The sequence below is a fragment of the Bradyrhizobium sp. SRL28 genome (assembly GCF_018596315.1).
Lineage (GTDB): Bacteria > Pseudomonadota > Alphaproteobacteria > Rhizobiales > Xanthobacteraceae > Bradyrhizobium.
Genome location: NZ_JAHEAG010000005.1, coordinates 376,563 through 402,329 on the forward strand (window position 1 = coordinate 376,563; position 25,767 = coordinate 402,329).

At 62.1% G+C, this 25,767-nt stretch carries 26 protein-coding genes and 1 tRNA gene; 10 read left to right on the forward strand and 17 right to left on the reverse strand.

Annotated features, from left to right (window positions below; all coding sequences use genetic code 11):
- Positions 1-18: 18 nt before the first annotated feature.
- The 3 genes from KIP88_RS15470 to mddA all read right to left on the reverse strand — a co-directional run bounded on the left by KIP88_RS15470 (position 19) and on the right by mddA (position 3,698).
- A complete protein-coding gene (locus KIP88_RS15470) occupies positions 19-2,136 on the reverse strand; it encodes an alpha/beta hydrolase (protein WP_214488763.1) in 2,118 nt (705 codons plus the stop codon).
- Positions 2,137-2,140: 4 nt separating this feature from the next.
- Complete coding sequence (locus KIP88_RS15475; protein WP_214488764.1) at positions 2,141-2,758, reverse strand: TetR/AcrR family transcriptional regulator; 618 nt, start codon at positions 2,756-2,758, stop codon at positions 2,141-2,143.
- Between the two features lie 145 nt (positions 2,759-2,903).
- Complete coding sequence (gene mddA / locus KIP88_RS15480; protein ID WP_249790786.1) at positions 2,904-3,698, reverse strand: methanethiol S-methyltransferase; 795 nt, start codon at positions 3,696-3,698, stop codon at positions 2,904-2,906.
- Positions 3,699-3,981: 283 nt separating this feature from the next.
- On the opposite strand from mddA, the gene KIP88_RS15485 reads away from it, so the two are divergent.
- Positions 3,982-5,025 carry a transglycosylase SLT domain-containing protein gene (locus tag KIP88_RS15485; RefSeq protein WP_214488765.1) on the forward strand — a complete coding sequence of 348 codons (1,044 nt, stop codon included), beginning with the start codon at positions 3,982-3,984 and terminating at the stop codon, positions 5,023-5,025.
- Positions 5,026-5,064: 39 nt separating this feature from the next.
- On the opposite strand, the gene KIP88_RS15490 is transcribed toward KIP88_RS15485, so the two are convergent.
- The gene (locus KIP88_RS15490) at positions 5,065-6,315 is read right to left on the reverse strand and encodes a caspase domain-containing protein (RefSeq protein WP_214488766.1); all 1,251 of its coding nucleotides are present in this window, start codon (positions 6,313-6,315) and stop codon (positions 5,065-5,067) included.
- 270 nt (positions 6,316-6,585) lie between these two features.
- Between KIP88_RS15490 and KIP88_RS15495 the strand changes: the two genes are divergently transcribed.
- Positions 6,586-7,761, forward strand: coding sequence for a DUF2336 domain-containing protein (locus KIP88_RS15495; protein WP_214488767.1), 1,176 nt, complete (start codon positions 6,586-6,588; stop codon positions 7,759-7,761).
- 164 nt (positions 7,762-7,925) lie between these two features.
- On the opposite strand, the gene KIP88_RS15500 is transcribed toward KIP88_RS15495, so the two are convergent.
- The 5 genes from KIP88_RS15500 to KIP88_RS15520 form a co-directional block, all read right to left on the reverse strand.
- Complete coding sequence (locus tag KIP88_RS15500) at positions 7,926-8,504, reverse strand: Hpt domain-containing protein (protein WP_214488768.1); 579 nt, start codon at positions 8,502-8,504, stop codon at positions 7,926-7,928.
- Positions 8,505-8,525: 21 nt separating this feature from the next.
- Entirely contained in the window at positions 8,526-9,071 is a 546-nt protein-coding gene (locus tag KIP88_RS15505; protein ID WP_025590237.1) for a response regulator, read from the reverse strand.
- A 158-nt stretch (positions 9,072-9,229) separates the two neighbouring features.
- Positions 9,230-10,009 carry an NAD kinase gene (locus KIP88_RS15510; protein WP_214488769.1) on the reverse strand — a complete coding sequence of 260 codons (780 nt, stop codon included), beginning with the start codon at positions 10,007-10,009 and terminating at the stop codon, positions 9,230-9,232.
- Positions 10,010-10,140: 131 nt separating this feature from the next.
- Entirely contained in the window at positions 10,141-12,270 is a 2,130-nt protein-coding gene (locus tag KIP88_RS15515; protein WP_214488770.1) for an adenylate/guanylate cyclase domain-containing protein, read from the reverse strand.
- Between the two features lie 49 nt (positions 12,271-12,319).
- Complete coding sequence (locus KIP88_RS15520) at positions 12,320-12,988, reverse strand: hypothetical protein (protein ID WP_214488771.1); 669 nt, start codon at positions 12,986-12,988, stop codon at positions 12,320-12,322.
- 277 nt (positions 12,989-13,265) lie between these two features.
- On the opposite strand from KIP88_RS15520, the gene KIP88_RS15525 reads away from it, so the two are divergent.
- Positions 13,266-14,834, forward strand: a complete 1,569-nt coding sequence (locus KIP88_RS15525; RefSeq protein WP_249790787.1) for a S10 family peptidase — start codon at positions 13,266-13,268, stop codon at positions 14,832-14,834.
- Between the two features lie 162 nt (positions 14,835-14,996).
- Here KIP88_RS15525 and KIP88_RS15530 read toward each other — a convergent pair whose 3' ends face one another.
- Positions 14,997-15,530, reverse strand: a complete 534-nt coding sequence (locus tag KIP88_RS15530; protein WP_214488772.1) for a lipopolysaccharide assembly protein LapB — start codon at positions 15,528-15,530, stop codon at positions 14,997-14,999.
- 290 nt (positions 15,531-15,820) lie between these two features.
- On the opposite strand from KIP88_RS15530, the gene KIP88_RS15535 reads away from it, so the two are divergent.
- The 4 genes from KIP88_RS15535 to KIP88_RS15550 all read left to right on the forward strand — a co-directional run bounded on the left by KIP88_RS15535 (position 15,821) and on the right by KIP88_RS15550 (position 19,013).
- The gene (locus KIP88_RS15535) at positions 15,821-16,108 is read left to right on the forward strand and encodes a His-rich protein BRANT (RefSeq protein ID WP_214488773.1); all 288 of its coding nucleotides are present in this window, start codon (positions 15,821-15,823) and stop codon (positions 16,106-16,108) included.
- Between the two features lie 206 nt (positions 16,109-16,314).
- Positions 16,315-16,737: a hypothetical protein gene (locus KIP88_RS15540; protein WP_249790788.1), complete on the forward strand. Its 423-nt coding sequence runs from the start codon at positions 16,315-16,317 to the stop codon at positions 16,735-16,737.
- Positions 16,738-16,927: 190 nt separating this feature from the next.
- On the forward strand, positions 16,928-17,977 hold the full coding sequence (locus KIP88_RS15545) for an alpha/beta fold hydrolase (protein ID WP_214488774.1): 1,050 nt from the start codon (positions 16,928-16,930) through the stop codon (positions 17,975-17,977).
- Positions 17,978-18,299: 322 nt separating this feature from the next.
- A complete protein-coding gene (locus KIP88_RS15550) occupies positions 18,300-19,013 on the forward strand; it encodes an outer membrane protein (protein ID WP_214488775.1) in 714 nt (237 codons plus the stop codon).
- A gap of 9 nt (positions 19,014-19,022) precedes the next feature.
- Here the strand turns inward: KIP88_RS15550 and KIP88_RS15555 are convergent, their stop codons facing one another.
- Positions 19,023-19,199, reverse strand: a complete 177-nt coding sequence (locus KIP88_RS15555; RefSeq protein ID WP_214488776.1) for a hypothetical protein — start codon at positions 19,197-19,199, stop codon at positions 19,023-19,025.
- Between the two features lie 57 nt (positions 19,200-19,256).
- Here KIP88_RS15555 and KIP88_RS15560 point away from each other — a divergent pair, with 57 nt between their 5' ends.
- Positions 19,257-19,496, forward strand: coding sequence for a DUF6719 family protein (locus KIP88_RS15560; RefSeq protein WP_214488777.1), 240 nt, complete (start codon positions 19,257-19,259; stop codon positions 19,494-19,496).
- A gap of 95 nt (positions 19,497-19,591) precedes the next feature.
- On the opposite strand, the gene KIP88_RS15565 is transcribed toward KIP88_RS15560, so the two are convergent.
- The 4 genes from KIP88_RS15565 to KIP88_RS46520 form a co-directional block, all read right to left on the reverse strand.
- Positions 19,592-19,846 (reverse strand): hypothetical protein, encoded by a 255-nt coding sequence (locus tag KIP88_RS15565; protein ID WP_214488778.1) that lies wholly within the window; start codon positions 19,844-19,846, stop codon positions 19,592-19,594.
- A 372-nt stretch (positions 19,847-20,218) separates the two neighbouring features.
- Entirely contained in the window at positions 20,219-20,695 is a 477-nt protein-coding gene (locus KIP88_RS15575) for a hypothetical protein (RefSeq protein WP_214488780.1), read from the reverse strand.
- A gap of 189 nt (positions 20,696-20,884) precedes the next feature.
- Positions 20,885-21,421 carry a hypothetical protein gene (locus KIP88_RS46515; RefSeq protein ID WP_249790790.1) on the reverse strand — a complete coding sequence of 179 codons (537 nt, stop codon included), beginning with the start codon at positions 21,419-21,421 and terminating at the stop codon, positions 20,885-20,887.
- Positions 21,422-21,551: 130 nt separating this feature from the next.
- The gene (locus tag KIP88_RS46520) at positions 21,552-21,818 is read right to left on the reverse strand and encodes a hypothetical protein (RefSeq protein ID WP_249790820.1); all 267 of its coding nucleotides are present in this window, start codon (positions 21,816-21,818) and stop codon (positions 21,552-21,554) included.
- Between KIP88_RS46520 and KIP88_RS15585 the strand changes: the two genes are divergently transcribed.
- Positions 21,768-22,691 carry a S9 family peptidase gene (locus KIP88_RS15585; protein ID WP_249790817.1) on the forward strand — a complete coding sequence of 308 codons (924 nt, stop codon included), beginning with the start codon at positions 21,768-21,770 and terminating at the stop codon, positions 22,689-22,691. The genes KIP88_RS46520 and KIP88_RS15585 overlap by 51 nt on opposite strands.
- A gap of 15 nt (positions 22,692-22,706) precedes the next feature.
- Here KIP88_RS15585 and KIP88_RS15590 read toward each other — a convergent pair whose 3' ends face one another.
- On the reverse strand, positions 22,707-23,120 hold the full coding sequence (locus tag KIP88_RS15590) for a MarR family transcriptional regulator (RefSeq protein ID WP_308163572.1): 414 nt from the start codon (positions 23,118-23,120) through the stop codon (positions 22,707-22,709).
- A gap of 513 nt (positions 23,121-23,633) precedes the next feature.
- On the opposite strand from KIP88_RS15590, the gene KIP88_RS15595 reads away from it, so the two are divergent.
- Positions 23,634-25,187 carry a porin gene (locus tag KIP88_RS15595; RefSeq protein ID WP_214488783.1) on the forward strand — a complete coding sequence of 518 codons (1,554 nt, stop codon included), beginning with the start codon at positions 23,634-23,636 and terminating at the stop codon, positions 25,185-25,187.
- Between the two features lie 444 nt (positions 25,188-25,631).
- Here the strand turns inward: KIP88_RS15595 and KIP88_RS15600 are convergent.
- A tRNA-Thr gene (locus tag KIP88_RS15600) sits at positions 25,632-25,706 on the reverse strand.
- Between the last annotated feature and the right edge of the window lie 61 nt (positions 25,707-25,767).

A 25,767-nucleotide genomic window follows, 5' to 3' on the forward strand; every position in this document is an offset into this window, starting at 1 on the left:
GTCTGGCCGAAAGCCGGATCATTCCAGCAGTTCGGCGATCAAGCGGGCTGCGCGTCTTGCCCCATCTGCCTCGACTGGATTCGGTCCATCCGACCTCGATAAAGCCAGCATCATCGCATCGGCAATCATGTCCGGTGTGGAGGCCGCGAAATCCATTTCAATGCCCGCGCCATAGCGGCGGAGACGATGAGCGACATGAAAGGTCTGCTCAAAATGGTTTCGCAGCGGAAAATAGACGAATGGCGTGCCGGCAGCAGCAAGTTCCATGCAGGTGGTGAGCCCGCCTTGCACCAATGCAAGATCGCAGGCCGCGAGATGGCGATCGAGATTGGCGACGAAAGCCCGTACCTCGACGCCCGCAGGCGCGGCCAGGGACGCCGCATCGATGCGCGGGCCGGCGACCACGATCATACGCAAGTCCGGAAGCTTCGCCTTTACGATGGGATAGGCCTGGAGGATACGCCGGATCAGGTGCGCACCGATGCCTGAGCCGCCGACGGTGACGATGCAAATTTGCTCGTCGTCGCGGTACCCCAGCCTTTCGCGAAGCGATTCCTTGTCGCCGAAGGTCTGGGGATGCTCGCCGATAACGTAGCCGGCAAAATCGAAATGCTTCGGTATCCAGTCGCGCATCAGAGGTAGATCTGCGCCGAACGACAGGGGCGCGATGTCTTCAGGTGTGCCGACGAAAATCGAGCGATCGCGCACGCCCGGGTGTTGCTCGATGTGCTCAATCATCTCCGCATTATAGTCCGTCGTCAGGAGCGCCTCATGCTCGCCGCCGGCCGGCATCGGCACGTAACCGACAAAGTCTGTCAGCCAGGCAAGCTTCGCCTTCTTCAGTTCGGGGTGCTCGTGCCAGTAGTGGTCGATGTCCCAGGCCTCGTCCGCGATCACGAGGTCATAGGCGCCTTGCTCGACGGCGTCCTGGAAGATCATGAAGTTCTTGATCAGCACTTCATCCATGCGGCGGAGCGCCTGAAAGCAGTGCAACTCATGCTCGCCGCTTTCGAGCTCGATATGCCGCGTCTCGCTGGCAAGCCGGGCGCTAAGCGGATGGACATGTTCGTTGTTGGCTTCGAGCAGGCGTGTGACGGGGTCCTGTGCCAGCCAGTCCACTTTCAGGTCCGGATGGAGCTTTCGCAGTTCGCGCGCGACAGCGATGTCGCGACGGCCATGGCCGAGACCGATCGGAGACGAAAGATAGAGGGCGCGCTTCTCGCGTGTCGTGCGTGGCAACGACGCACGCGACGGCGCCGTGATGCCCAACCGTCGATCGATAAAGTCGTTGATCAGGGTGTTCGCCTTTGCCGGATACCGCCCGAGAGGGTTATGTCCACCGCCTTCGATCGTGACGAACTCCGAGCCGTTCACCTCGGCGTGCGCGGCCTTCGCGCGCTCATGAGGCTGGATCTGGTCGTTGTCGCCGTGGATGAACAGCATCGGACAGCGAATCTTGCGGTACATTTCTTCGCTGACGTCGAACCCGGGAAGGATGCTGCGCGCTTCCACCGTCTTGATCAACGTCGGCCCGCTGGTCTCGGCGGCCCAGCCGATTCCATCCTCGATCTGCTTGGTCGAATGCGGCTCGCTGCAGATGTTGCGAATGAAGAACTCGGCAAAGTCAGGATAGTTCTTCAGCCAGTAATCCCGGTTGAACTTGTCCCAGCCTTCGTGACGGTCGCGCGCGGCCAAAAAGTGCGATGCAGCCAACCTTTCGTGGTGCGCAGGTCCGATAGTCGAGACCGTACCGGCAAGAATCGCTGCCTTGGCGCGCTCGGGATGATGCGCCGCGAGAACGGAGGCGAGCAGGCCGCCGAGCGAGAGTCCGACAAGGATCGCTCGGTCGACGTCGAGAGCATCCATGACGGCGAGGGCGTCGGCCAGATAATTGTCCAGCGTGTAGGCGGCGACATCCTCCGGCCGGTCGGATTTGCCATTGCCGCGGCCGTCATAGGTGATGCAGCGGAAGCGCTCGCTGAAATAGGGGAGCTGTGCCTTGTAGATTCGTGAATGAACGATGCTCCAGGGCGGGATGAACAGCATGGCATCAGGCGTGTCGCCATAGATTTCATAGGCGAGCTTCACGCCGCCGCGGCTAACGAAGCCCGCGCTATCAGGCAATTTTGCGCGCATGGCATCACCTCCTGTCTGGTGAGGATCCTTCCGCAATCCGGATGAGATCGCCGACGCGACGAAGCGACGCCCGGATCGGCGAGCCCTTCTTCTCCAGACCGAGCAGGAACAGGCTTTCGCCCCCGATGAAACTGGAAGCGGCGATCGCGCCGACTTCCTCCGCCGAGAAGGGGCCGAGGGGGCCGATCTTCTGTTCAGCCTCCCGTGCCAGGCCGACGATCAGATCGACCCAACCCATAATGCCGGCGCGGATCACCTTGGCTACTTCCGCGTCATGCCAGCTCACGGCGATCAGCTCCTGCAGCACCCGCACGTAGCCTGAGGCAATGTCATCATCCAGGTAATCGCAGGCGCGGTCCCACTGCTCGGACAGTTTCAGGGATGGATCTCCGAACAATCTGTTCTGCCGGTCCAGAAGCTGGGTATTGAGATATTCGAACAGCTCGAGGACCAGGTTCTGCTTGGAACCAAAATGATAGTGAATCTGGCTGAGCGGCACGCGGGCTTCTGCCGCGACTTCCCGGGTCGAGAGGCCCGCATAGCCGGCACGACGCAGCACCTTCTTGGCGGCCTCGAGCAGGCTCGTGCTGGTCTCGATCTTCTTCACCGCGGTGCGCGCCATATTGTCTCGCGATGTGATTGATCTGCGCCAAACGCTACATGAATTCCGGCGGCAGTGGCTAGGCGCGATCGTCTCGCCCACGGCTCGATATCTGCACATCCGCTGGTGTCGATGCCCGGCGCGGGGCCGGGCACCATGGCGACGATTAACCCGCGCCATCTGCACGCGATTTGCGTCGCGGTAGCGGGATCAGCATCGATACTTGCTCCCGGTAGCGGCGATACTGGTCGCCGAACAACGCGATGAGATCGCGCTCCTCCAGCCAGATGCCGATCAGGATGTAGCCCGTGGTCGCAATGGCGAACAGCAGATGTCCGGCCGTCATCACCGGCGTCGCCCAAAAGGCAATCAGGAACCCGAGATAGATCGGGTGCCGGACGGACTTATAGAGCATCGGCGTCTTGAATTTGGCCGGCGGCAACTCCTGCCTGAGCAGGCGCGCCAGCACCTGGCGCAAGCCGAACAGCTCGAAATGGTTGATCATGAAAGTGCTGGCGAGCACCACGGTCCAGCCGATCCAGGAGATCGCCTCAAGCGTGACCGCGCCAAGCGGATCGGTCACCGACCAGATGATGTCCGTCATCGGCCGCCACTGCCAATAGAGCAGGAGCAATGCGAGGCTGGCAAACAGCACGAACGTCGTGCGTTCGACCGCAGGCGGCACGAGGCGCGTCCACCAGCGCTTGAAGGCGGGACGCGCCATCACGCTGTGCTGGACCGCGAACAGGCCGAGCAACAGGGCATTGATGATCAGCGATGGAATGAACGGTCCAGGCTGGCCGCTGTCGATGGTTTTCGGGACCGGCAGGTTGCCTACGAAGGCAATCGCATAGAGGAAGGTGGCGAGAAACAACAGATAACTGACGATGCCATAGAGCATCGCAACCAGGCCGCCGGCGGTGGTCTTTGCAGAGGGAGGATAGATGACGTGATCACTCATGAGCTGATCCCTTTCTGGAAAGTTGAAGGCGGATGCCCGTTCAATGGTCGTCGTTCGGGGAACCGTCGCCCGGCATTCCCCACTATTCCGCGGCCGTCTGACCGCTATGAATAGGTCGGTCGATCGACCGAAATGTTCAACGCGCGGTACGGCTTTTTTGAGGCGAGGGGCGCCCCTTAACGCGCCATTAACCATAATCGCGGCAGTCTCGACCGCGAATAGGCGCTGATTGCCAGGGCCTCGAGAGGCCGCGCGGTCGTTTCGCGAGCGGGGCACCAGAGACATGTCGGTCGACACAACGAGCGCCACGGCTGCGGCAGGTGTCGATCCCACACGCGCCAGGATCGCGGGTTCGATCAGGCAAGCCGCGTCGACCACCGGCGCCAGCTTCGAATATCTGCTCGCCACCGCGAAGATGGAATCCAACTTTAACCCGAAGGCCGCCGCCACCACCTCGTCGGCGCGCGGGCTGTTTCAATTCATCGACCAGACCTGGCTCGGCACCGTGAAGGAAGCGGGCGCCCATCTCGGCTACGGCAAATATGCCGACGCCATCACCAAAAATCCTTCCGGCAGCTATTCGGTCAGCGACCCCGACGCGCGCGCGGCGATCATGAAACTGCGCGACGATCCGGATGCCGCTGCGTCGATGGCGGCAGTGCTGACCCAGTCCAACGGTTTCAAATTGACCGGCAAGATCGGCCGCCGCCCGACCGACGCCGAACTCTATATGGCGCATTTCATGGGCGTCGGCGGCGCCGGCAAGCTGATCCAGAACGCCGAGGACAATCCGAATGCGTCCGCAGCGGGGATGTTTCCGAACGCGGCTGCGGCCAACCAGTCGATCTTCTATGACCGCTCGGGGCAGGCGCGCAGCGTCTCGCAGGTCTATTCGTTGCTGAGCACGCGCTACGCGGCCGCCGCCGATTCGCCGGTGACGCGCACGGCGATGGCGGCCGCAGGCGGCGACCTGCCAAGGCGCATCAACGTCGCGAGCGCCGCGCCGGCGGCGGCAGCGATCGACAACGCGGCCTATCTGTCGAGCTTCCCGGATCAGCGCGCGGTGACGCCGGTTGCAGCAACGTCGCAGACTGCCGCGGCGTCATCGGAGCCGATCTTCCGTTCGCTGTTCCAGGCCGGCGAACGCACGCAGCCGATTTCGCCGGCGGTGCAGGAATTGTGGGGCAGCAATTCGTCGCTCACCTCGGTTGCGTCAGCAACCTCGGTTGCCTCCGCGAGCACCGTACTGTCGGGACATAAGCCCGAGGTCCGCGCGCCCGGCCGGCTCGATCTCTTCAGCGACCGCGACGGCACGTTCAGTAGCTAGCCTGCTGCCAATAGACCGTGCCGCCGGACAACATTTCAGCTACTTCCGCGCCGATTGAAGCTTTCCGTTCTCGGAAAATATCCTGCCGCCGTCAGGGCCAAACCGAATGCCATATTCGAATGAGGATGTGCCCGCGGATGTCTTGCCGGTGGCTGGGTTTGAAAGGTTGAATTCGAGCAGGCCGCTTACCTGACAGTTTGATTGGCTCTCGTTGCAGGAAGTTCGGATCGTGTCGGTCAGAAGCCGATAGGCTCGAACAGGCCATCTCTTGACGTATCTCTCCTTGTCCTTGAGGACCTCGGCGCGCAGGGTTGATTTGCCGTAGTAGTCGACCCGCTCGTCGAGTGCCTTCCGCGCGTAGTTCAGGAAATCGGCCGTGCTGCCTTGGGATTGGGTCATGTCCTCGATGACGAGAGCGGTGGCCCGCTGGGCTAGCGATGGCGCCACTACGGCGGGCCTCGTCGGCTGAGCCAGCATTACTGCGGAATTCGGTGTCGGTGATATCTGGGGCGCAGCCGTCGCCGGTTCATTCGGTGTCGTGCCCATAAAGTAAAACGAGCCATCGATCGGAGAGGACGAAACCCAGGGCTGCTGCGATCCGCCGGTGGCCTTCTTAACCTGAAGGCCGACCTGGTTGAAGGTCTGGAAGATGTCGAGCCCCGGAGTCAGCATGGTCTGGGCGAGCGCTGCGGTATAGGGGCTGTTGATGTCGTTTCCGTCGAGGGCAACGTTGCCGGGTTGGGTTGCGTAGGAAAGCAGCGTTCCCTCGGGCGCCCGGATTTGAGCGAGCCCGCTCTCTGTTCCGCGCAGCCCGCGGCCGCCAAAAGGATTGTTTCTGCAGGCATCGAGGATGACGAGGTTCAGCTTCGTTCCTGATCCCTCCATCTGCCGAAGGATCAGACTGACATCCACCATCTGGAAATCGACGTCTGCTTCCTTGACCGGGTTTGCGGACACCGGAACGAGATAGTTGACGTTTCGGATCTGCACGCCGTGGCCAGCGTAGTAGAACAGCGCCACATCGGCGCCGGTAAGCTCGTTGCCGAAGGTCTGGATCGCCTTGTCAAAATTAGGCTTGTCGAGGTCGAGTTGGGCGCGGTTGCCGACGAGCGTGAAGCCGGCTTTCCGCAATGTATCGGCGATCAGCACCGCATCATTTCGTGGATTGTTGAGTGAAGCGACGCTTTGATAGTTGGAGTTTCCAACCACGAGCGCGATCCGCTTGTCTGCGCGGCAGTCAAGCGTGGAAAAGGCCAACATCAATATCGATAAAACAAACGCCAAACGCATATCGCGCCCAGCCTCCGAAGGATGAAAACGCAGCGTATTTAGGCAAGGATTGACCATCATTGTCGAGTGGCTGGCTGCGATTCACACGGCCGCTGCTGGGGCCGCCGTACACCGGCGGCTTTGCCGGGATTTCCCGCCGGTCCCCGCACCCTTAACAAAACGTCAATAAAACCAGCCGTTTATGGTGAACCCTTTGTTAAGCGTCATGGTTTATTTTTTCTAATAGTGGCACCGCGTCACGGTGTCGTTTCAGGTTGCGTAGCCAGGACCATGATCGTTCGGCAGTTCATCAGTTGGATTCGTACCGCTCCGGCAGGCGAGCGGGCAGAGGCGACGCGGGCTTTGGCGCGGGCCTGGTTGATTTCAGATCTCAGCGAGGACGATCGCATCGCCGCCGAAGGCGCGCTGCTGATGCTGCTCGATGATCCATCGCCGCTGGTCCGCCAGGCCATGGCGGAGGTATTTTCGCGCAGCCCGGACGCGCCGGCCGCGATCGTGCAGGCGCTCTCGCTCGACCAGCCCTCGATCGCGCTGCCGGTGCTCGAATATTCACCGCTTCTGATCGATGCCGACCTCGTCGATATCGTCGCGACCGGCAACAGCGACATGCAATGCGCCATCGCCCGCCGCATCAATTTACCACCCTCGGTTTCTGCCGCGATTGCCGAAGTCGGCTCGGCGGCCGCAGCGCTCGAACTGATCGAGAACGCCTACGCTGAACTCGCGCCATTTTCCTGGGACCGCATCGTCGAACGTCACGGCCATCTCGCCGCTATCAGGGAATCGATGCTGGTGCTGGAAGGCTTGCCCGCCGCTACCCGCGTGGCGCTGGTCGCCAAACTCACCGAGACGCTGGCGCAATTCGTCGTCGCGCGTAACTGGCTGAGCGCCGACCGGGCAGGGCGGCTTGCGAATGAAGCGCGCGAGCGCTCGGCCGTGAACATCGCGGCGCGTTCGCGCGGCGATGACATGCAGGGCCTGGTTCGGCACCTGCGCGCGACAGGGCAATTGAATGCCGGCCTGATCCTGCGTGCGCTGTTGTCGGGCAATATCGAGCTGTTCGAATCCGCGCTCGCCGAACTGGCCGATCTGCCGCTGGCCCGCGTGACTGCGCTGTTGCATGACCGCGGTGGCGCCAGTGTTCAGGCGCTCCTGATCCGCGCCGGCCTTCCCGAATCGACCTTCGCGGCGTTTCGCGTGGCGCTCGAGGTCAGCCATGAAACCGGCTATGTCGATACGATTGGAGGCGCGGCGCGACTGCGCCGCCGCATGGTCGAGCGCGTGCTGACCCATTGCGAGACCGATCGCAAGGCCGCCGAGCCGCTAATGATCCTGCTGCGGCGCTTCGCGACGGAGTCCGCGCGCGAAGAAGCCCGCATGTTCTGCGAGGAACTGGTCGCCGACGAAGCGCACGTGCCGCCCGAGCGCGATCTGATCGCGGCGTAGACGATCCTGCGGCAACATATTCGGTGTCGTCCCTGCGAACGCAGGGACCTATAACCACAGATGCTTGGGGTTATGCGAAAGTCATCGATCAGCGTATTTCAATCGAGAAGCCGCGGCGTATGGGTCCCTGCGTTCGCAGGGACGACCCGTTGAGAGACGCCGGGCTACTCCGCCGGCACAATACTCGGCGCCAGAATCGCTTCGAGATGTTCGGGGCGGTCGCGGTTGACCTTGAGCAAAAATTCGTCCGCGACCCCGCGCAGCTGCTTGCTCAGCTTGCTCGCCATCGTGGCGGTGTCGAGCTTGGTGCGTTCGCGCACGATCGCCTGAATGGCGTTGATGTGGTGGGTGATCAGCTCCGCCGGGACCAGATCGAGGTCGGGCGCGTGTTCGATGATGCGGCAGAGGCTTTCGGCGGCAGCTCCCGCGGACGGGAAGCCGAACGTGGCGGCGTCGCCCTTGATGTCATGAGCGGCGCGAAACAGCTCTTCGCGGTTGTCGGTGGTAAAGCCGTCGCGGAGAACGACCGCATGCGCTGCCGAGAGTCGGTCGGCCTCGATCGTCATCCAGTTCTTGAATTCGCCTGACAGTCCGGCGAGCGCCTTTTCCGCGCGCCCGACGGGGTCGTCGAGGTCGGATTCGGGAACACGCAGCAATGCCTTGCGCAGGGAATTGGGCTGCGTGATCACGTGGTGATCGCCAAACGACTTGACCTCTATCGTCCCGGGCTTCTGTTTCGTCATGATGGTCTCTCCGGGCCGGCGCTAGACGGCCGAACGCGCCTTGTCGAGCAGCGACGGCTGTTGCATGACTTCCACCTCGCCACCAACGCGGCGCTCGGGGCCGATATAGGCGTTGTTGGTATTGCGCCGGCGGTCGGGGCCGAAATAGGTCTTGGTCTTGATGAAGGGGCGCGGGTTGGCGACGACGTTGAGAATACGCTGGTAGAGGCCCTTGGCCGAGATTGGCTTCGCCAGAAACTCGGTGACGCCGGCATCGCGTGCGACGGTCACGCGGCGTTTCTCCGAATGCCCGGTCAGCATGATGATCGGCGCGTAAGGATTGCCCTTCGATTCCGGCTGCCGGATCATCTGCGCCAGTTCGAGGCCGTCGAAGATCGGCATCGACCAGTCGGTGATGACGATATCGGGCACGTAGTGGCTGTACATTTCCAGTGCGGTGGCGCCGTCCTCGGCCTCATAGGCCTCGCGCGCGCCGAACGAATGCAGCAGCGTCCGCAGGATGCGGCGCATATGCGGATTGTCGTCGCAAATCAGAAATCGCAGCTTGTTGAAGTCGATGCGATACATGGAACAGCCCGGCCCAAGCAAAACGGTATACTGGCGTTAACCATATCGCGGCGCCCGTTAAGGAATGGTTGCGAAGCTGGACTATCAGGCTCGCGCAGATAGCGAATGGCGCCACTTTTTTCCCGGTTCAAGGTCGCCGGGTGGTCACCGGGCGGGCGTCAGGACCCGAACTGCTCGCGCAGGATGCGTTCCTCGAGGCTGTGACCGGGGTCGAACAGCATCCGCATCGAGATCGTCTTGTCGGACAGCACCTCGACGCGGCGGACGTCGCGCACGTCGTCGTGGTCGGCGGCGGCCGCGACCGGGCGCTTTTCGCCCTCGAGCACCTCGATGACCACGAAAGCGGAGTTAGGGAGCAGGGCACCACGCCAGCGGCGCGGGCGGAACGCGCTGATCGGGGTCAGCGCCAGCAGCGCGGCGTTGATCGGCAGGATCGGCCCCTGTGCCGAGAGATTATAGGCGGTGGAGCCGGCGGGCGTCGCCACCAGGATGCCGTCGGCGATCAGTTCCGCCATCCGCTCGTGCTCGTCGATCAGGATGCGCAGATGCGCGGCCTGGTTGGTCTGGCGAAACAGCGCGACCTCGTTGATGGCGTGATGCAGATGCACTGCGCCATGGACGTCGGTCGCGCGCATCAGCAGCGGATTGATCAGGGATTCCCGCGCCGCCGCCAGCCGGGTATGCAGGTCGTGCGTGGTGAACTCGTTCATCAGGAAGCCGACCGTGCCGCGATGCATGCCGTAGATCGGCTTGCCCGAGCGCATATGCCGGTGCAGCGTCTGCAGCATCAATCCGTCGCCGCCGAGCGCCACCACGACGTCGGAGTCGTCGGCATCGTGATTGCCGTAGAGCTTGGTCAACTGCGCCAGAGCGGCCTGCGCCTCGGTGCTTGCGCTCGCGACAAAGGCAATCCGGTCGTATCGCTTGGGGGTGGCCATCGGACGACGAACTCTTGGGTAGCGCGTGGCGCCGGATTGCGCCGCGCTCGTCTATACACCTTACCGGGACTTGTCGAGATGGCCGAGGGACTCTTTCGCGCCGGTAACCTAAACCGGTGGTCATCGGGACGTCATTTTTCTTGCAACGTCCGGATCGGATCCCAGTCCGCGCCCGGCGGGTTTTGGGCCAATTCCCGGGCCCGCGCGGCAAACAACGACGCCGGCCGGTCGATGTCGGCCGAACGGCCGAAATACTGCGCGGCGCGCTCGAATTCGCGGGCCCGCCACTGCGCAAGCCCGTCGGCGTAGTTGGCGATCAATGTCGCTTGCGAGGACGTCAGCCCGGCCGACAGCGCCAGCAATTCGTAGATTTTCAGCGCCTGGGTTCGTCCCTTGACCCTGATGGCATCGAGTTCGCGCCAGGCGAAGGCATCGCCGGCAAGGGCTACGGTGGTCTCGGAAGCGATGACGGTGGTGCCGTAGAATTTGTTGGCGCCCTCCAGCCGCGATGCCAGGTTCACCGCGTCGCTCATCACCGAGTAGTTGAAGCGCCGCCGCGATCCGAAATTGCCGACCAGGGCCTCGCCGGAATTGATGCCGATCCGCTGCGCCAGCTTGTATTCCTGGAAGGCGGCAGAGGAGGCGTTGAGTTGCGTCAGTTGCGTGCAGCAGTCCAGTGCGGCGCGCGCCGCATTGGCGGCATGGTCAGGATCGTCGGCCGGCGCGCCGAATACGGCCACGATGGAGTCGCCGATATATTTGTCGACATATCCGCCGTGACGCTCGATCACGTCGGTCATTGCCGACAGATATTCGTTCATCAGCTCCATCAGGCTGTCGGGCGACATCTTTTCGGCGATCAACGAAAATCCCTCGATGTCGGAGAAGAACACCGTCACGTTGCGGGTTTCGCCGCCGAGCTCGGGCAGTTTGTTCGACGACAGCATGCGGTTGATGACGTGCGGGGCAAGGTAGAGCGCAAAGCTCTTCTGCAGCAGGCGGCGGTCCTTGTCGGCGACGACGAAGCGGAAACCGATCGTGGCGGCGAGCGCGAACAGGCTCGCCAGGAACGGCTCGGCGATCGGCAGCGCCAGCGCATAGTTGAAGGCGATCGTGGCCCCGGCGATGCTGGCCACGATCACGGCCATCCAGGCCAGTGCCGCGCTGAGCGGCCGAAGCCGCCACGCCGCGATGGCGGCGAGCGAGGCAAACAGGGCGGAGATCAGGAAGCGCGCCAGCGGGCCGGGCTCGCTCACGGCATTGCGCCCGATCAGATTGTTGACTGCGGTAGCATGGATATAGACGCCGGCGATCTTGCTGGTCCTGAAGCCGGCCGTGACCGGCGTGCTCTCGGCCGTGCAACGCGGCGCGCGCGCGCCTTCGATGCCGGTTGCAAAGCGCTTGGAGGTCTGCTGGCGGTCCTCGATATCGAGAACGCTGCCGAAAATGACGACCTTTCCGGCGAACCATCGCCGAAAGTAATCTTTGTCGTTCTTGACGGCGCAGGCGCGCAGATCGGCAAACGAGAAGGTTGGGATGTCGTCGGCGCCACCCTCGAAATTAAGCGTCATCGTGTTCGGTATGCGGCCGGGAACCTGGTAACCCGCCAGCGTCATCCTTCCGCTTGCGTCGAATTCGGGCCCAGCGCCCAACGCCCGTGACGCCAGTTCGACGGCCATCGAGGGCACTGTCGTGCCGTTGGGGTTGAAGCTTAACGGCAGGCGGCGCACGATGTCGTCGTGGTCGGTATGAACGTTGAGCGGCCGGATGTTCTGCTGCTGGCGTACCGCGACGCGCTGGCCGGGCGAAGGCCTGACCGGCTGATTGCCACCCAGGGTTTCGCCCAGCACCACCTTGCCGGCGGTTGATGCGCTGGCGAGCGCACGAAGAAAGTCGCGGTCGAAACCGCGGACCTTCTCGCCCAGCATGCCGTCGCCAAACGGCATCTGGGATTGCTCGATCGAGGCCGGAATCACCACGTCGAAGCCGGCGACCTTGGCGCCGCCTTCGAGGGTCGCGGCCAATACGCGGCCGATCTCGCCGGTCCAGGTCAGCATCGGCGAGTCCTTGAACGGGGCGGCGCGCAAGCTCTCCTCGTCGATGGCGACGACGACCGCCGGCGAAGTGGCCGGATCCTGCCTGCGGCCGAACATCTCCCAGCGCAGCGCCGTGAGGATATCGAGGGAGAGCCCGCGGATCGGCCTGACAGCGGGAGAAACTGAAGCCGCGGCGCAGACCAGCGCGATGGCGGCAATCACCATCCTGTTGCGCGTGCTGCGCCTTATTCTCAAGACGGCTGGCCCGTCACGCCTATTCCATCCGCAGCAACCGACCGACAATCGGCGTCGCGCCGGGCTTGGCCTGCGCGTCCACCCGGAACACGATCTGCGACGACTTGAACGTAGCGGCGTAGAGGCCGCCGGGGACCAGCGCGACATTCTCGCTGGCGAAATCGAAGAATTTTCCCTTGAGCTGGGTGCCGCCCAGATTGATCTGCTGACGCTCGCCGGTGACGTCGAGGCGTCGCACCGTCAGCGTGCCGCGTCCCTTGGCTTCCACAAACGGCGACGCGCCGTAAAGCGTGAGCTGCGGCTGCGGCAGGGAAGCAGCCTTGTTGTCGACGCTGCGCAGCACGGTGGCGGCAACCGCCCTGGTTTCGCGCGAAGTCGCATTCGCCTGGCCGGGATCGCAGTCGGTCTTCTCCACGAGGAGGCCGGCGCTCTCGACGCTGCTCTCCTCGGTGCCGACGGTCACTGTGCCGGCGCCGTTGATCGTCTCACGCCGGCAGGATTTCAAATAGCTGAGGACGATGGAGCCGTCCGCACCGATCTTGATCACGGATTTCGGCGTCACATAGTCCATGAACTCGGCGCCGGTCACCTTGCCCTTGACATCTTCGACGACCGCAACCGGCGACTGGGCTGCGGCGGGAGAAGCCAGCGCCAGCACGCCGAGACAGAGAGCAATCGTACGTTTCATTTTAGGTCCCCATTGAAAAGCGCAGGTTCGTTAGTCGCGCCAGCGCCAAAATGGTTTCATGGATGGATCAAAAATACCCGGCCGGCAGGCCAGCGGAACCGACCGATAGCATCTAACGGTCGGCGGGGACAACTGCCGGGCGTAGCGACCATTTTCTCACGCGATGCTGTCGGGATTGTGATTTTCGGAAAGTTTTCTCCTTGTTGTGTACCACGGCCTCATTGTCGCACTGTTACGGAAGGCGGGTGGATGGCGGGGCGCGCAGGGAGCAAACGGTATGGCTTTTCATTTCACGGCGACGCGCCCCATGCGCCTTGTCGCCACGCTTCTGGTCGTGTGTTGGGTGAGCGGCGCGCGCGCCGAGGAGGCGAGTTCGCCAACCCCGCAGCAGCCGGCCGCGGCCACGCCGTCGCCATCGGGCCAGAAGGGCGGAGCGGGGCGGGGCACTGCCGCCACGCAGCCGCCTGCGGCCGAACAACATCGGTTGCCGCCGGATTCCACCACCAGGCAGACGCTGGCGCTGCCCGGCCGCACGCTCAACTTCACCGCCACTGCAGGCTCGATCCGGCTGTTCGACGACAAGGGCGAGCCGCAGGCCGATATCGCCTATACCTCCTACCAGCTCGACGGCGCCGATCGCGCAAGCCGGCCGGTGACGTTTCTGTTCAACGGCGGCCCGGGCGCGTCCTCGGCCTGGCTGCAGTTCGGCGCGGCCGGGCCGTGGCGGTTGTCGATCGGCGGCGATGGCGCGGTATCTTCCGCGACGCCTGACGTGTTGCCCAATGCCGAGACCTGGCTCGACTTCACCGATCTCGTTTTCATCGATCCCGTCGGCACCGGCTTCAGCCGCTTCGTTGCGTCCGGCGAGGACGTGCGCAAGCGGTTCCTTTCTGTCGACGGCGACGTCAGTTCGATTGCACTGGTGATCCGGCGCTGGCTGGAAAAATACGACCGGTTGCTGTCGCCGAAATTCGTGACGGGCGAGAGCTATGGCGGCATTCGCGGTCCGAAAATCGTTCGCAACCTGCAGACCCAGCAGGGCGTCGGCGTACGCGGGCTGATCCTGGTTTCTCCCTTGCTCGACTTCCGCGACTTTTCCGGCTCGAGCCTGCTGCAATACGTGTACAGCCTGCCGAGCATGGCGGCGGTGGCGCGCGAGGCCAAGGGCACGATGACGCGCGCCGATCTCGCCGAGGTCGAACGCTACGCACAGACGGAGTATCTCACCGATCTCATCAAGGGACAGGCCGACAAGGAGGCGACGACGCGGCTCGCCGACAAGGTGGCGGCGCTGACCGGCATCGATCAGGCCGTGACCCGCAGGCTTGCCGGGCGTTTCGAAGTCAGCGAATTCCGCAGGGAGTTCGATCGCCGCAGTGGCCGGGTGACCGGGCGCTACGACGCCTCGGTCTCGGGCCTCGATCCCTATCCGGATTCGAACTACGCCCATTTCGGCGATCCTTCCGGCGATTCGCTGATGGCGCCACTGACGAGCGCTGCGGTCGACGTCACCACGCGCAAACTCAATTGGCGGCCTGATGGTTCGTACCAATTGCTCAGCGAGAGCGTGAACCGGTCGTGGGATTTCGGCCGCGGGCCGGCCGAGTCGGTCTCGCAGCTCCGGCAGATTCTCGCGCTCGATCCGAAAATGAGGCTGCTGGTTGGCCACGGGCTGTTCGATCTCGCCACGCCCTATTTCGCTTCCAAGGTGTTGCTCGACCAATTACCGGCCTATGCCAGTCCGGACCGGGTGAAGCTCGTCGTCTATCCCGGCGGCCACATGTTCTATTCGCGCGACGGCGCGCGTCAGGCATTCCGCGCGGAAGTCGAGAATTTGATGAAGTAAATTCGGCACAACAAAAAACCGGCGCAGTCCTTAGGAACCTGCGCCGGTTGTTACACTACCGTCATTGCGAGCGAAGCGAAGCAATCCATGTCACGGCATAACGGACAGATGGATTGCTTCGTCGCTTGCGCTCCTCGCAATGACGGCGGAAACGTCAGTGCCTCAATAAACCAATCCCGTACCCGGCGGCTTTTCCAGCGCGGCGGCGAGCGAGCGATATTCTTCGCTTGTCGTGCCGGTGAGCTGAGCGATCCGGTTCAGGTGATACTGCGCCTGATCGCGGTTGCCCTGTTCGACCTGCCACAGGCCGTAATACTGCCAGGTCTTGACGTGGTTCGGATCGGCCTTGAGCGCGCGCTCGTACCAGATCTGCGAGACCTTGTAGTCGCCGAGCTGGCGATAGGAGTAGCCGATCAGGTTGGCGACGGCGGCCGTGTCGTCACGGCCGAGCGACTTGAGCTGCGCGATCGCCGAAGCGTAGTCGTGGCGCTCGTAGATCGCGGCATAGGCAGCGCGATAGCCATCGGCGAATGCGGTTTGCTCGATGCCCGGGCGGGCTTCGGATTTCTTTTTCTTCTTCGGTGGCGGCGGGGGCTCGTTGTCGGGCGCTGCGTAGACGACGCTAACGACAGGGGCCGCCGCAAGCGTGAGCGACAACATTGCGAGAGTCAAAAGCCTGATCGCTAATCTATTCATGCAAGTCTCCTGATGGCCGGTCCGGCAATCCTACACCGAAGCCCGTTGAGTTGAACCCCCGGCGCCCGAGAACATTCCCCGCGCCTCTACCTCGATTCCGCCAATTTTCATCGGCGGCCCGTGGTCAAGGACATGACGAAGATGTCATTCAGATGAACGGAATCCGAAAGTCCGATTCAGGGGAGGTTCAGTGCGCGGCCGCTAGCGTCGCCTGCATGATCGGCGAGCCCGGCCTTTCGACCGGAATGCCCGCAGGTCCCAAGGCACAGGAAAAGGAAGAGGAGACAACCATGCTCAAGACCATTTCCGCAGCGCTCGTTGCCGTTTCCGTTCTCGCCGCGCCTGCACTTGCCGGCACGCCGGGCAAGACCGCGCAGGCGCCGGTGAGCAAGATCACACAGGCACCCGTCATCAAGGCCGAGGGCAAATCGAAGGCGCTGAACGCCAATGCAAGGATGGGCCGCCATCACAAGCATTACCGGCATCATCGCCACCACAAGCACATCGGCTTGCACAAGATGCATGCCAAGCCGCACATCGCGGTCAAGCACATGACGCCCGCCGCAAAACGCAGCTGAATCTGATTCGCCGGCGCGCGCTTCGCCCCCATTGCCCGGCGCGCCTGCGATGACAGACCAGCCCACGCGCCATTTGCTTTGCTAATGGCCGTGGGCTGGCGCGCGCTCAACTTTTCGAGAGCGAAAGTGAGTTGATAACCGACTTGCGAATTCCATTCTTGAGCCAAGCGGTCTAAGAGACGGCGAAGGGCAGGGGAAGAGTTCGCTTGAGACGTTCGGCCAAAATCGCGGCGGTGATGTTGCTGCCGATCATGCTATCGGCCTGTGCCGCCAGCGATGACAGCAAGCCGATCACCTTTACCGATGACCGCGGCGTCTCCAGCCAGCCATTTCCCAAGAATTACCGCGCCGAAGTGCTGGCGTTTCTGAAGACCTATCTCAACAATCCCGTCGGCGTGCGCGACGCCGTCATAGCCGAGCCGGTCGAGCGCGTCGTCGGCGGGCGGCAGCGCTATGTCGCCTGTCTCCGGTTCAGCCCGCGCGAGCCCGACGGCGGCTACCGCGAACCGCGTGAACGCGCCATCCTCTTTGTCGATGGCCGCCTCGACCGCATCATCGAAAACGCCGTCGAGCCCTGTGCGGGGGTGGCGTACGCGCCATTCGCGGAACTGGAGAAAATGACGCGCTGATTTCGCGCGCCTGCTGGAGGGCCTGGATTGGTCGGGTAGGTCTCGGCAGCTGGCCTCCACACGACACTGTGATGCTTTGCGCCCCTCTACATCGCATACGATTAAATCGGAAGGGTTGACATCGGGGTGATGCGTTATTTACATCGCATACGATCTAATCGCATCATGTGAAGAACCGAAAGTGAGATCCATGTCCCAGCACAGCAACCCTGACCGCCGCCGCTTCCTCGGCACCGCCGCCGTAGCGCTTGCGGCGGCACCCTTCGCCACGAGCGGCGCCCTCTTTGCGCAGTCCGGCGACGCAAAGCCCGGCGCGGGCGCAGTCGGGCCGGGCGCCCACGCCTCGTTTGCCGCGCTGAAACAGATCGAGGCCGGCGTCCTAACTATCGGTTATGCCGAAGCCGGGCCCGCCGATGGTCCCGTCGTCATCCTCCTGCACGGCTGGCCCTACGACATCTACGCCTTCGTCGATGTCGTCCCGGTGCTGGCGTCGGCAGGCTTCCGGGTGATCGCGCCCTGGCTGCGCGGTTACGGCACGACGCGCTTCCTCTCTACCGATACGCCGCGCAACGGCCAGCAGGGCGCACTGGCCACCGACGTCATCGCCCTGATGGATGCGCTGAAGATCGACAAGGCGGTGGTCGCCGGATTCGACTGGGGCGCGCGGACCGCCGGCATCGTCGCGGCGATCTGGCCGCAGCGCGTCAAGGCGCTGGTCTCGGTCAGCGGCTATCTGATCGGCAGCCAGGAGGCCAACAAGAAGCCGTTGCCGCCATCGGCCGAACTGCAATGGTGGTACCAGTATTACTTCGCGACCGAACGCGGCCGGCTGGGCTACGAAAAATACCGGCGCGAATTTTCAAAACTGATCTGGCAACTCGCCTCGCCGAAGTGGAATTTCGATGACGCCACCTTCGAACGCAGCGCGGCCTCCTTCGACAACCCGGACCATGTCGCCATCGTGATCCACAACTATCGCTGGCGGCTTGGTCTCGCCCCGGGCGAGTCGAAATACGACGAGCTGGAAAAGCGGCTGGCCGAATTCCCCGCCATCGCCGTGCCTACCATCACCCTTGAAGGCGACGCCAACGGTGCGCCGCATCCGGACCCCAAGGTCTATGCCAGGAAGTTTTCCGGCAAATATGCCCACCGCCTCATCACCGGCGGCATCGGACATAACCTGCCGCAGGAGGCGCCGCAGGCCTTTGCCGACGCCGTCATCGAAGTGGCCCGCGAGTAAGGGTAGGGCCTAGCCGCGCCGGCGGCCGTGAAGCCTGCCGGCGGGCCATAATTGCGGTGTTCCCGGGACGGAACCGTGAACGAATTCGGATCACTTTTCGGCGAGGGTTGAACCTGGCCTTAGTCATCCCGGACATCAAACTAAGCGGGAGACCATCTGATTAACGCGGGAAAAAGCCTTACGTGCGAGGGAACTGAAACGTTTTGTTGCTGTGCCGTCACAGTGGCGCGCCATCGGGTCGCTGGCACCTGCCGCAGAGCAACCTAAATGAGGTCATGTTGTTTGGATTGGTATCCGCAACGTCCGTAACGGGGAAAGTATGATGAAGAAGATACTGTTCGGCGCTGCCGCGCTGGCCGCCATGGCGGCTCCAGCTTTGGCGGCCGACATTCCGCCGCGGCCCTATACCAAGGCGCCTGCCTATACCGCGCCTCAGGTCGTCTATAACTGGACCGGGTTCTATATCGGCGGCCATGTCGGCGGCGCCTTCGCGGGCAACAATTCCCTGCAGGGCAGCGACGCCCGTTTCCTTGGCGGCGTACAGGGCGGCTTCGACTATCAGTTCGCGCCGAACTGGGTGATGGGTGCCGAAGCCCAGTATAGCTGGCTGCCGAACAACAATAATAATGGCGTCCTGTTTCCGGGCGGCACCCTCGTGACATCCAACACCGACCAGCTCGGCTCGGTGACCGGCCGGCTCGGCTATACTTGGGGTCCGGCCCTGCTCTACGCCAAGGGCGGTTACGCCTGGCGCGACGGCAACGCTGTTGGGGTCTCGGTGGCCGGCGTGCCGCAAGGCTTCACCACCAACGGCAGCCACAAGGACGGCTACACCGTCGGCGGCGGTCTCGAATATATGTTCGCCCCGAACTGGTCGGCCAAGGCCGAGTACCAGTATTACAATTTCGGCAACACCACCTTCACGACGGGCCCTGCCGATATCGCCGGACGCAGTTTCCGCAACGACGAACACACCGCCAAGGTCGGTGTGAACTACCGGTTTGGTTGGGGTGGCCCCGCTGCCGCCAGATATTGATACGGCGCTTCATATCGACACGACAAAGGCCGGCTTCATGCCGGCCTTTTGTTTGGGGCAAAGGCCGGCTTTGCGCCGGCCGTTGTTTTGGGCAAGGCCGGCTTCACGCCGGCCGTTGCTTTGGGAATGTCGGGGCGAGCGTGCCTCGGTTGCTTTTGGCGGACGCAAAAAAATTTTGCGCTGCATGCAACTTTTCGTCACGATCCGATATTATGGTTCCGGCCGGCTGGTGGGACAACGAACATGCGTGCTTTTGCGTTAGGGCTGATCTTTTCCGCAGCGGCGTTTCCGTGCCTTGCCCAAACTGTCCTGAAATCCGAACCGCTTATGCTTGCTCCCTACGAAGTCGCCTTCGTGCAGGACCCCTCGTGCGGGGCCGGCAAGGTGCGCAAGGTAACCGGCGCGATCAGGGGACTGCAGCGGCGCAAGGCCTGTGTAACTCTGGCTGCGGAGCAGGCATCGCTGGCCTCGGCGACGCCGTAAAACCGATTTGCCGCCTCGGATGTCGTTCCCGGCGCAGGGGGCCATATGCCGAGAGCGGTCGTTTGCCGGCCCGGCGCCCTTACCGCCCCGCCGCCTTACGACGCCAACTGCAATTCCGTCTGCGCTTCGCGCTCGGCCTCGGCCTTGTTTCGGGCGGGGTCTTCATGCGGCTCGAGCTGACACGGCTTGATCTCATAATCATGGTCTAGCACCGGACGGGGGCCGGCGTTGTCTTGTCCGGAGACGACATCGACCACGAGCCCGCTCTTCTGGGCAATCGTCCAGACATCGGCCGCGGTGGGATAGGCCTTGCTCAGCTTGGCATCGTTCGAGAACAGCGCGTAGGGCATTGTTGGCTCCGGTAAAAACGGTCAACGCGGAAGCAGGGTCCGGGTTTCAGGCTTGGCTGCCATGCCGCCATTCCACAGGCTGTTTCGGGAGCAAATTGGCTCGCTTCGGCCCATTTTCGTGGAGTCTCTGAGTCTTTAACGAGCCGTAAACGCCCGAAAAAAGAATCCCCGAGACTCGACCGCCAGAATCGCCGGATGTTTCCGGCCATGAGAACGAGCCTCCAGATCTCCTGTGAGCGTGTCCAACTCACGCTGACCGTCTGCCTGCTGGTCGCCTGCGCGGCCAACATGGCGCTGGTCTACGCCTGGCTGTAAATATGGCTCCGAATATCATGCGGATGCCGGGGAAGGGCGGACCGGTGTCTCGGGGGTCTACTTCACCGGCCGCGGCGGCTGCTCGCCTTCCTTGAGAGATGCATGGACCTTCGCCATGGTCGCGCTGCAATAGGCCTCGCGCTCGCGGTTGAAGCGCTCCTGATGAGCGCGGAAATTGGCGACCCGCGCCCTGATCTCGGACTGGAAGTCCTCCCGCAGGTCAAGACGCGCAGGAGGAGCCGGCCTCGATATCTCCCGCGGTACTTCCGTTGACGCTTCTATTGGTACGTCTTTCGGCGCCTGGGCAGCGGGCGGCGTCTCCGCCAGCAGAGACTTAATGGCGGGAAGGAGAGTGGCCGCGCGGATGGTTTCGGATCGGATGGTTTCGGATGTCTCGACGGAGAGCAGGGCGACCGACGCCGTGACCGTCTTCTCGGCGACCGTCTTCTCGGCCTCCGGCGTCTTGCCGGTCACCGATTGAACGAACGCCATCGTTTGCGCGATCAGGAGATCGCGTTCCCTCATCCATTTCATGAAACACCTCGGCCCAAGTCACTCCATCAAACGGCTTTTGTGGAATCAAGCGGGTGGTGAGGTGACGGGGGATAACTGCCACGCTTTTGCGCGCGAGGTGACAAAACGGTGACAGTCGTGACTGGCGCCGTGCACATGGTGCATCACGTAGCGGCCAGGCTCTGCAAGCACGGCCGCCCGAAGCGGGTGCTAGCGTTCGCGGGGATTCGTGTTCGGGATAAATGGCGCGCCGATCACGCGCACCTGCGGCTGGTCGTTGACGTAGATGATTCGCTTGTCGGGTGAGGGCGCTTGCTCGACACGACCAGTCGTCCGATCGGCGAGCTGGACCGGCTTGTTGTCGGCAAACCCGAGCAGCGTAGCGCCGCATGCAATGGCCACGCTGAAAGACGTGACGACAGCAAGCAGCACCATGTTGCAGTTTTCTTCGCGAATTCTCATGCGAGGAAAACCCGCAAGAGGAGGGGTAGTTCCTTGCTGGGAAGGAGAGAGGGGCGCGGCGGCGGGGTTGGCCGGTTGGACAGGGCACGCCAGGCCACCGGTGAATAGCCTCAGAACCGGGTCCAGCCCCGGACCCGTGCGGCAGATCAATTTGATAGTTTTATGCCGCAAAATAAACCTACGGATAATTGCCGTCCAAATGGGCAAGTTGCACGAATAGGCAAAGGGCGCTGCCACGAGTACAGGCTGACGCGCTTTTTTCGTCCGATCGCGGATGAATGTCATGCCGTTTCAAAGTTGGCACATGCCGGCCTACTCAATGACAGGATCCACCTACGATTGCACCAACCCTATCGCTCGACCTGGATCGGCCCGGGTCTTGCATGAGTTACCTATAAACTATAACTAAATTTAATCAATTGAGTGGGTCCGGATTGTCTCCAATATGAAAGTTCGTTTTGGCCCAGGGGGCTGGGTTCAATGGCCTGACAGTGAAGAATTCTCGATCGAATTCATGAGGCTGCTCAGCGCCGCGCAGGAAGGCGGTTCGATGATCTCCGAATGCTTCCTCGCCGCAAGCCGGATAGACCCAAACGATGGCGGCGATTCCTGGTATCGCGAATGGATAAGGATGGCCGACCTCAGCAATGAGCGCGCCAATGCTGCCTTCACGATCGGTCATGTGCTGACCGCGCAAAGTAACTGGCTTCGCGCCATCAACTACTATCAAGCCTCAGCGTTCGGTTTCGACGTCCCCGACCCGAAACAGGAGCATGCGTTTCGAAACATGCGAGACTGCGCCCGCCGCTACATCGCGCATTTGACCCCCGCGGGCGAGGTCGTCGAGATTCCCTGGTTGGAAGGCCATGCGTTGGAGGGCTATTTTTTGCCTGCCCCCGCCGCCTCTCGTCGATCGCCTGTCGTCGTGTGCATGGGCGACCCCGGACATCGGAAGGAAGAATATCTCTTCAAGGTGGCGCGTTACGCGCGCGAGCGGGGAATATCGTTGCTGGCCGTGGATCTCTTCGGTTCCGACGCCGACGCCAAATTCGATGAGGTGATCGGCCGCCCCGATCTGGAATTGTCGGTAGGCTGCGTGATGGATTACCTGACGACGCGGGCCGATATTGACGAACATCGGATAGCCGTTCTCGGCGACGGCGCGGGGTCGTCCTTTGTGGCGCGTGGCGTCGCGCTCGACAACCGCTTTGCCGCCGTGGTTTGCGACGGCGGAATCTGGGATATGCACGAGCGCGCCTTCTTGATGAACCGTCTCTCGCGGGATGGCATCGGAAGCGGAGGATTTGAACGAGGCTGGCTCGGTCGGAGATTCCACTGCCCGGTCCTGGTCACGGTGGGCGGACAGGCCTGGCTGGATAGCGGCGTTGTTACCGATCTGTTCGAACGGCTTAAGTCCCATCATCCCGATATTTCACTGAAGATTTTCGAAAGCTCGGAAACGGCTGCCGCGCAAGGGCATTGCGACAACCCTACGCTGGCCAACGAGTTCATCTTTGACTGGGTTGCCGATCGCCTCGAATCGATATCGGCCTGATACCGCCGCAAAAAGTCAGATCCCCATCGCGATCTTCTGGCTGGCCTTCTCGAGACGGATCTTCAATGCCGCAAGCTTGCTGGTGAACTCGCTGAGCTCGCGATCACTGAATTCGGCAAAGATGAAGCTGTTGAGCTCCTCCTGCTGAGAAGCCAAGCCCGCGATGTGCTTGTAAGTCTTGTCCGTCAAGGACATCTGCACGACCCGGGCGTCGTCCGCTGACGTCTTTCGGCGCATGAAGCCTTTCTTCTCGAGCATCTTCGACTGTGTCGTCACGAAGGACGGGTCAACATGGAGCATCTTTGACACGACCTTCACAGGCACGCCCTCTCCCTGATCCAGATCGGCCAGAGCCATCAGGATCATCCATTGCGGGCCGCTGACGCCGAGGGCTTTTGCCCAGAAATAACGAATCTCCTGGAGATGCACATTGATGGCGGCGATCTCCCAGGCGAATTGCCGGGCGATGTCGTCGTGATTCTTCCCGCCGAACCCATTCGACTGTCCGCGTTTGCCGCGGCTCGACGAGTCCGATCCCTTGCGGGGGTCTTGTGCCATGGCTTGTCTGGCCCCGAGTCTGCACGAACCAGCTTAGCCGATTTAATAACAAAATCATCCAATTGGGCACCGTAAAGGTGGTTCTCCGGACAAAATTTCGCGTGCTCGGCTGTGTTGCCGCTGCGACACAGTCGGTCGGGATAGAGATAACTGAGTTCATAAAGTATTTTGATTACGTAAGTTGCACATGCATAGTTCTGAAGACGATCTGGGGGGTCCTTGATCGTTCCGTTTTGGTGGTTCGCTTAAGTCCCTCGCGTTGATGCGGGTGTGTCCGAAGACGCGAAACGACTGAGCGGTTTTCAAAAGGCAAGGGCGGACCTTTTCTGGGGGAACAGCGATAGGTCCGCCCCTTGTCCTGGCAGAGCAACTTGGAGGTTTAACATGACTATGATCAAGAGCCTTATTCTCGGCTCAGCGGCGGGTCTCGTCGCGCTGAGCGGAGCACAGGCTGCCGATCTTCCCGTCAAGGCCAAAGCGGTCGAGTACGTCAGGATCTGCTCCCTGTATGGCGCGGGTTTCTTCTATATCCCGGGCACCGACACCTGCATCAAGCTGGGTGGTTACGTTCGCGTCGACACCACGTTCAACGGCAACACCTATGGCGGACCGGCCTGGAGCGGCGATCAGGGTCAGGGCAATCGCTACCGCGATTACTTCTCGTCCCGTTCCCGTATGGCAATCACGGTTGATACCCGTACTGCCACCGAATACGGCGTTGTCCGCACCTTCGGTCAGGGCGACTTCCAGTTCAACAACTTCGGAACCAACAACGCGACCGCGCTGAGCACCTTCCCGGGCCCGAGCGGCGCCTCCAACTCGCTCAACGTCGCGGGTGGCGGTTACGTCGCGGTTGAAATGGTGTTCATCCAGTTCGCTGGTTTCACCTTCGGTAAGTCGGCTTCGGCCTACGCGACGCCTTGGAACGGCTATCCGGGCAACAACAACTCGTTCTTGATGGGTGGCCCGGACTACGTGACCGGCGTCAACAACATCCAGTACACCGCGCAGTTCGGCAACGGCGTGTCGGCCACCATCGGCCTCGATGATCCGACCGTGTTCAACCGCACCTCTGTGCTGAACCTCGGCGTTGCTTCGTCCGCGATCGGTGCTGGTGCGAACGCCTACGGCGGCACCCACGCTCCGGACATCGCGGGCAACATCCGCGTCGACCAGGCTTGGGGTCTGTTCCAGATTTCGGGCATCCTGCACAACGTGAACGCTTCCTACAACACCCTCGGCGCCGGCGGTGCTCCAGTCGTCGGGTCGGAAATCTCCGGTCACCCCGACGACAAGTGGGGCGGTGCTGTGACGGCTGCGTTGCAGATCAAGAACCTCCCGACCGGTGCGGGCGACGATATCAAGATCGACGCAACGTACGCGAAGGGTAACACCAAGGCCGTGATCTCCACGAGCGGTAGCTCGCCGAACTTCGCGATGTTCGGCAACACCGGCATTGCGGGTGCGTATCAGAGCATTGGCTTTGGCCAGACCTCCGATGCGGTCTACGTGCCGGGTGGCGAGCTCAAGCTGGTGGATGCATGGGGTGTCCGTGGTGCGTTCAACCACAACTGGGATCCCTACTGGTCGTCCAGCCTCTGGGGCAGCTACGCAGCCGTGCGGTATAATGGCAGCGCAACTGACATCCTCAGCGCCAAGGGTCAGTGGTGTGCCAACTACAACACCGGCAAGACTCCGCTGGCGGGCTCGGGCTATTCATGCAACCCGGACTACAACATTGCCCAGGTTGGTTTGGTCACCCGTTGGACTCCCGTCAAGAACCTGACGTTCTCGGCTGAAGTCGGTGCGTTCTTCCTCGACCAGAAGATGACGGGTGCAGCCACCTTGACTCCGACGGCTCCGAAGCCGACTGCTGTGTACGAGTTCAAGGACCAGAGCACTGTGTTCCTGAACGTTCGCGCTCAGCGCAACTTCTGATCCTGAACGTCTGACACTCACTAAAGAACCCCCAGCGGAAAACCGCTGGGGGTTTTCTTTTTCGATGCTCCGCTTCGCAGTCGCCGATCGAACAGAATCGATTGCGCGAATGGGCCAGAGAACGGGATTTCAGCTCGTCAGAAAAAGGAGCCGAAACTTCAGAATCTCCGATAATATTATTTACTCAGGTAATTTTCTAAGCTAATATAACACTCAGGTAGCCGGCAAATTTCTTGGCGGCCTCTTAGTCTCGAAGGAGACGTAACTACTTTATGCTAAACCTCCGAAACCTCCGGCAATGCCCTGCCGGAGGTTTTTAGTTTTTGGGACGACTGTTGGCTGTGCCCTGGGGCCTGCCGCACGATCAGCAGGTTCTCGGCAAGTTCTGTGGTCGAAAGCCGGTATCGAAACCAGCTTGCGCTTGTTGTCCCGAGGCTGAGGTCGTGGTGCCGGTTGAGAGGATTGAACTCCCGACCTTCGGTTTACAAAACCGCTGCTCTACCGCTGAGCTAAACCGGCGAATCGAAGCGATCGGCGAGGGGAGAAGTATCCCGCCACGTGGTGCGATCTTCGGCGGCTC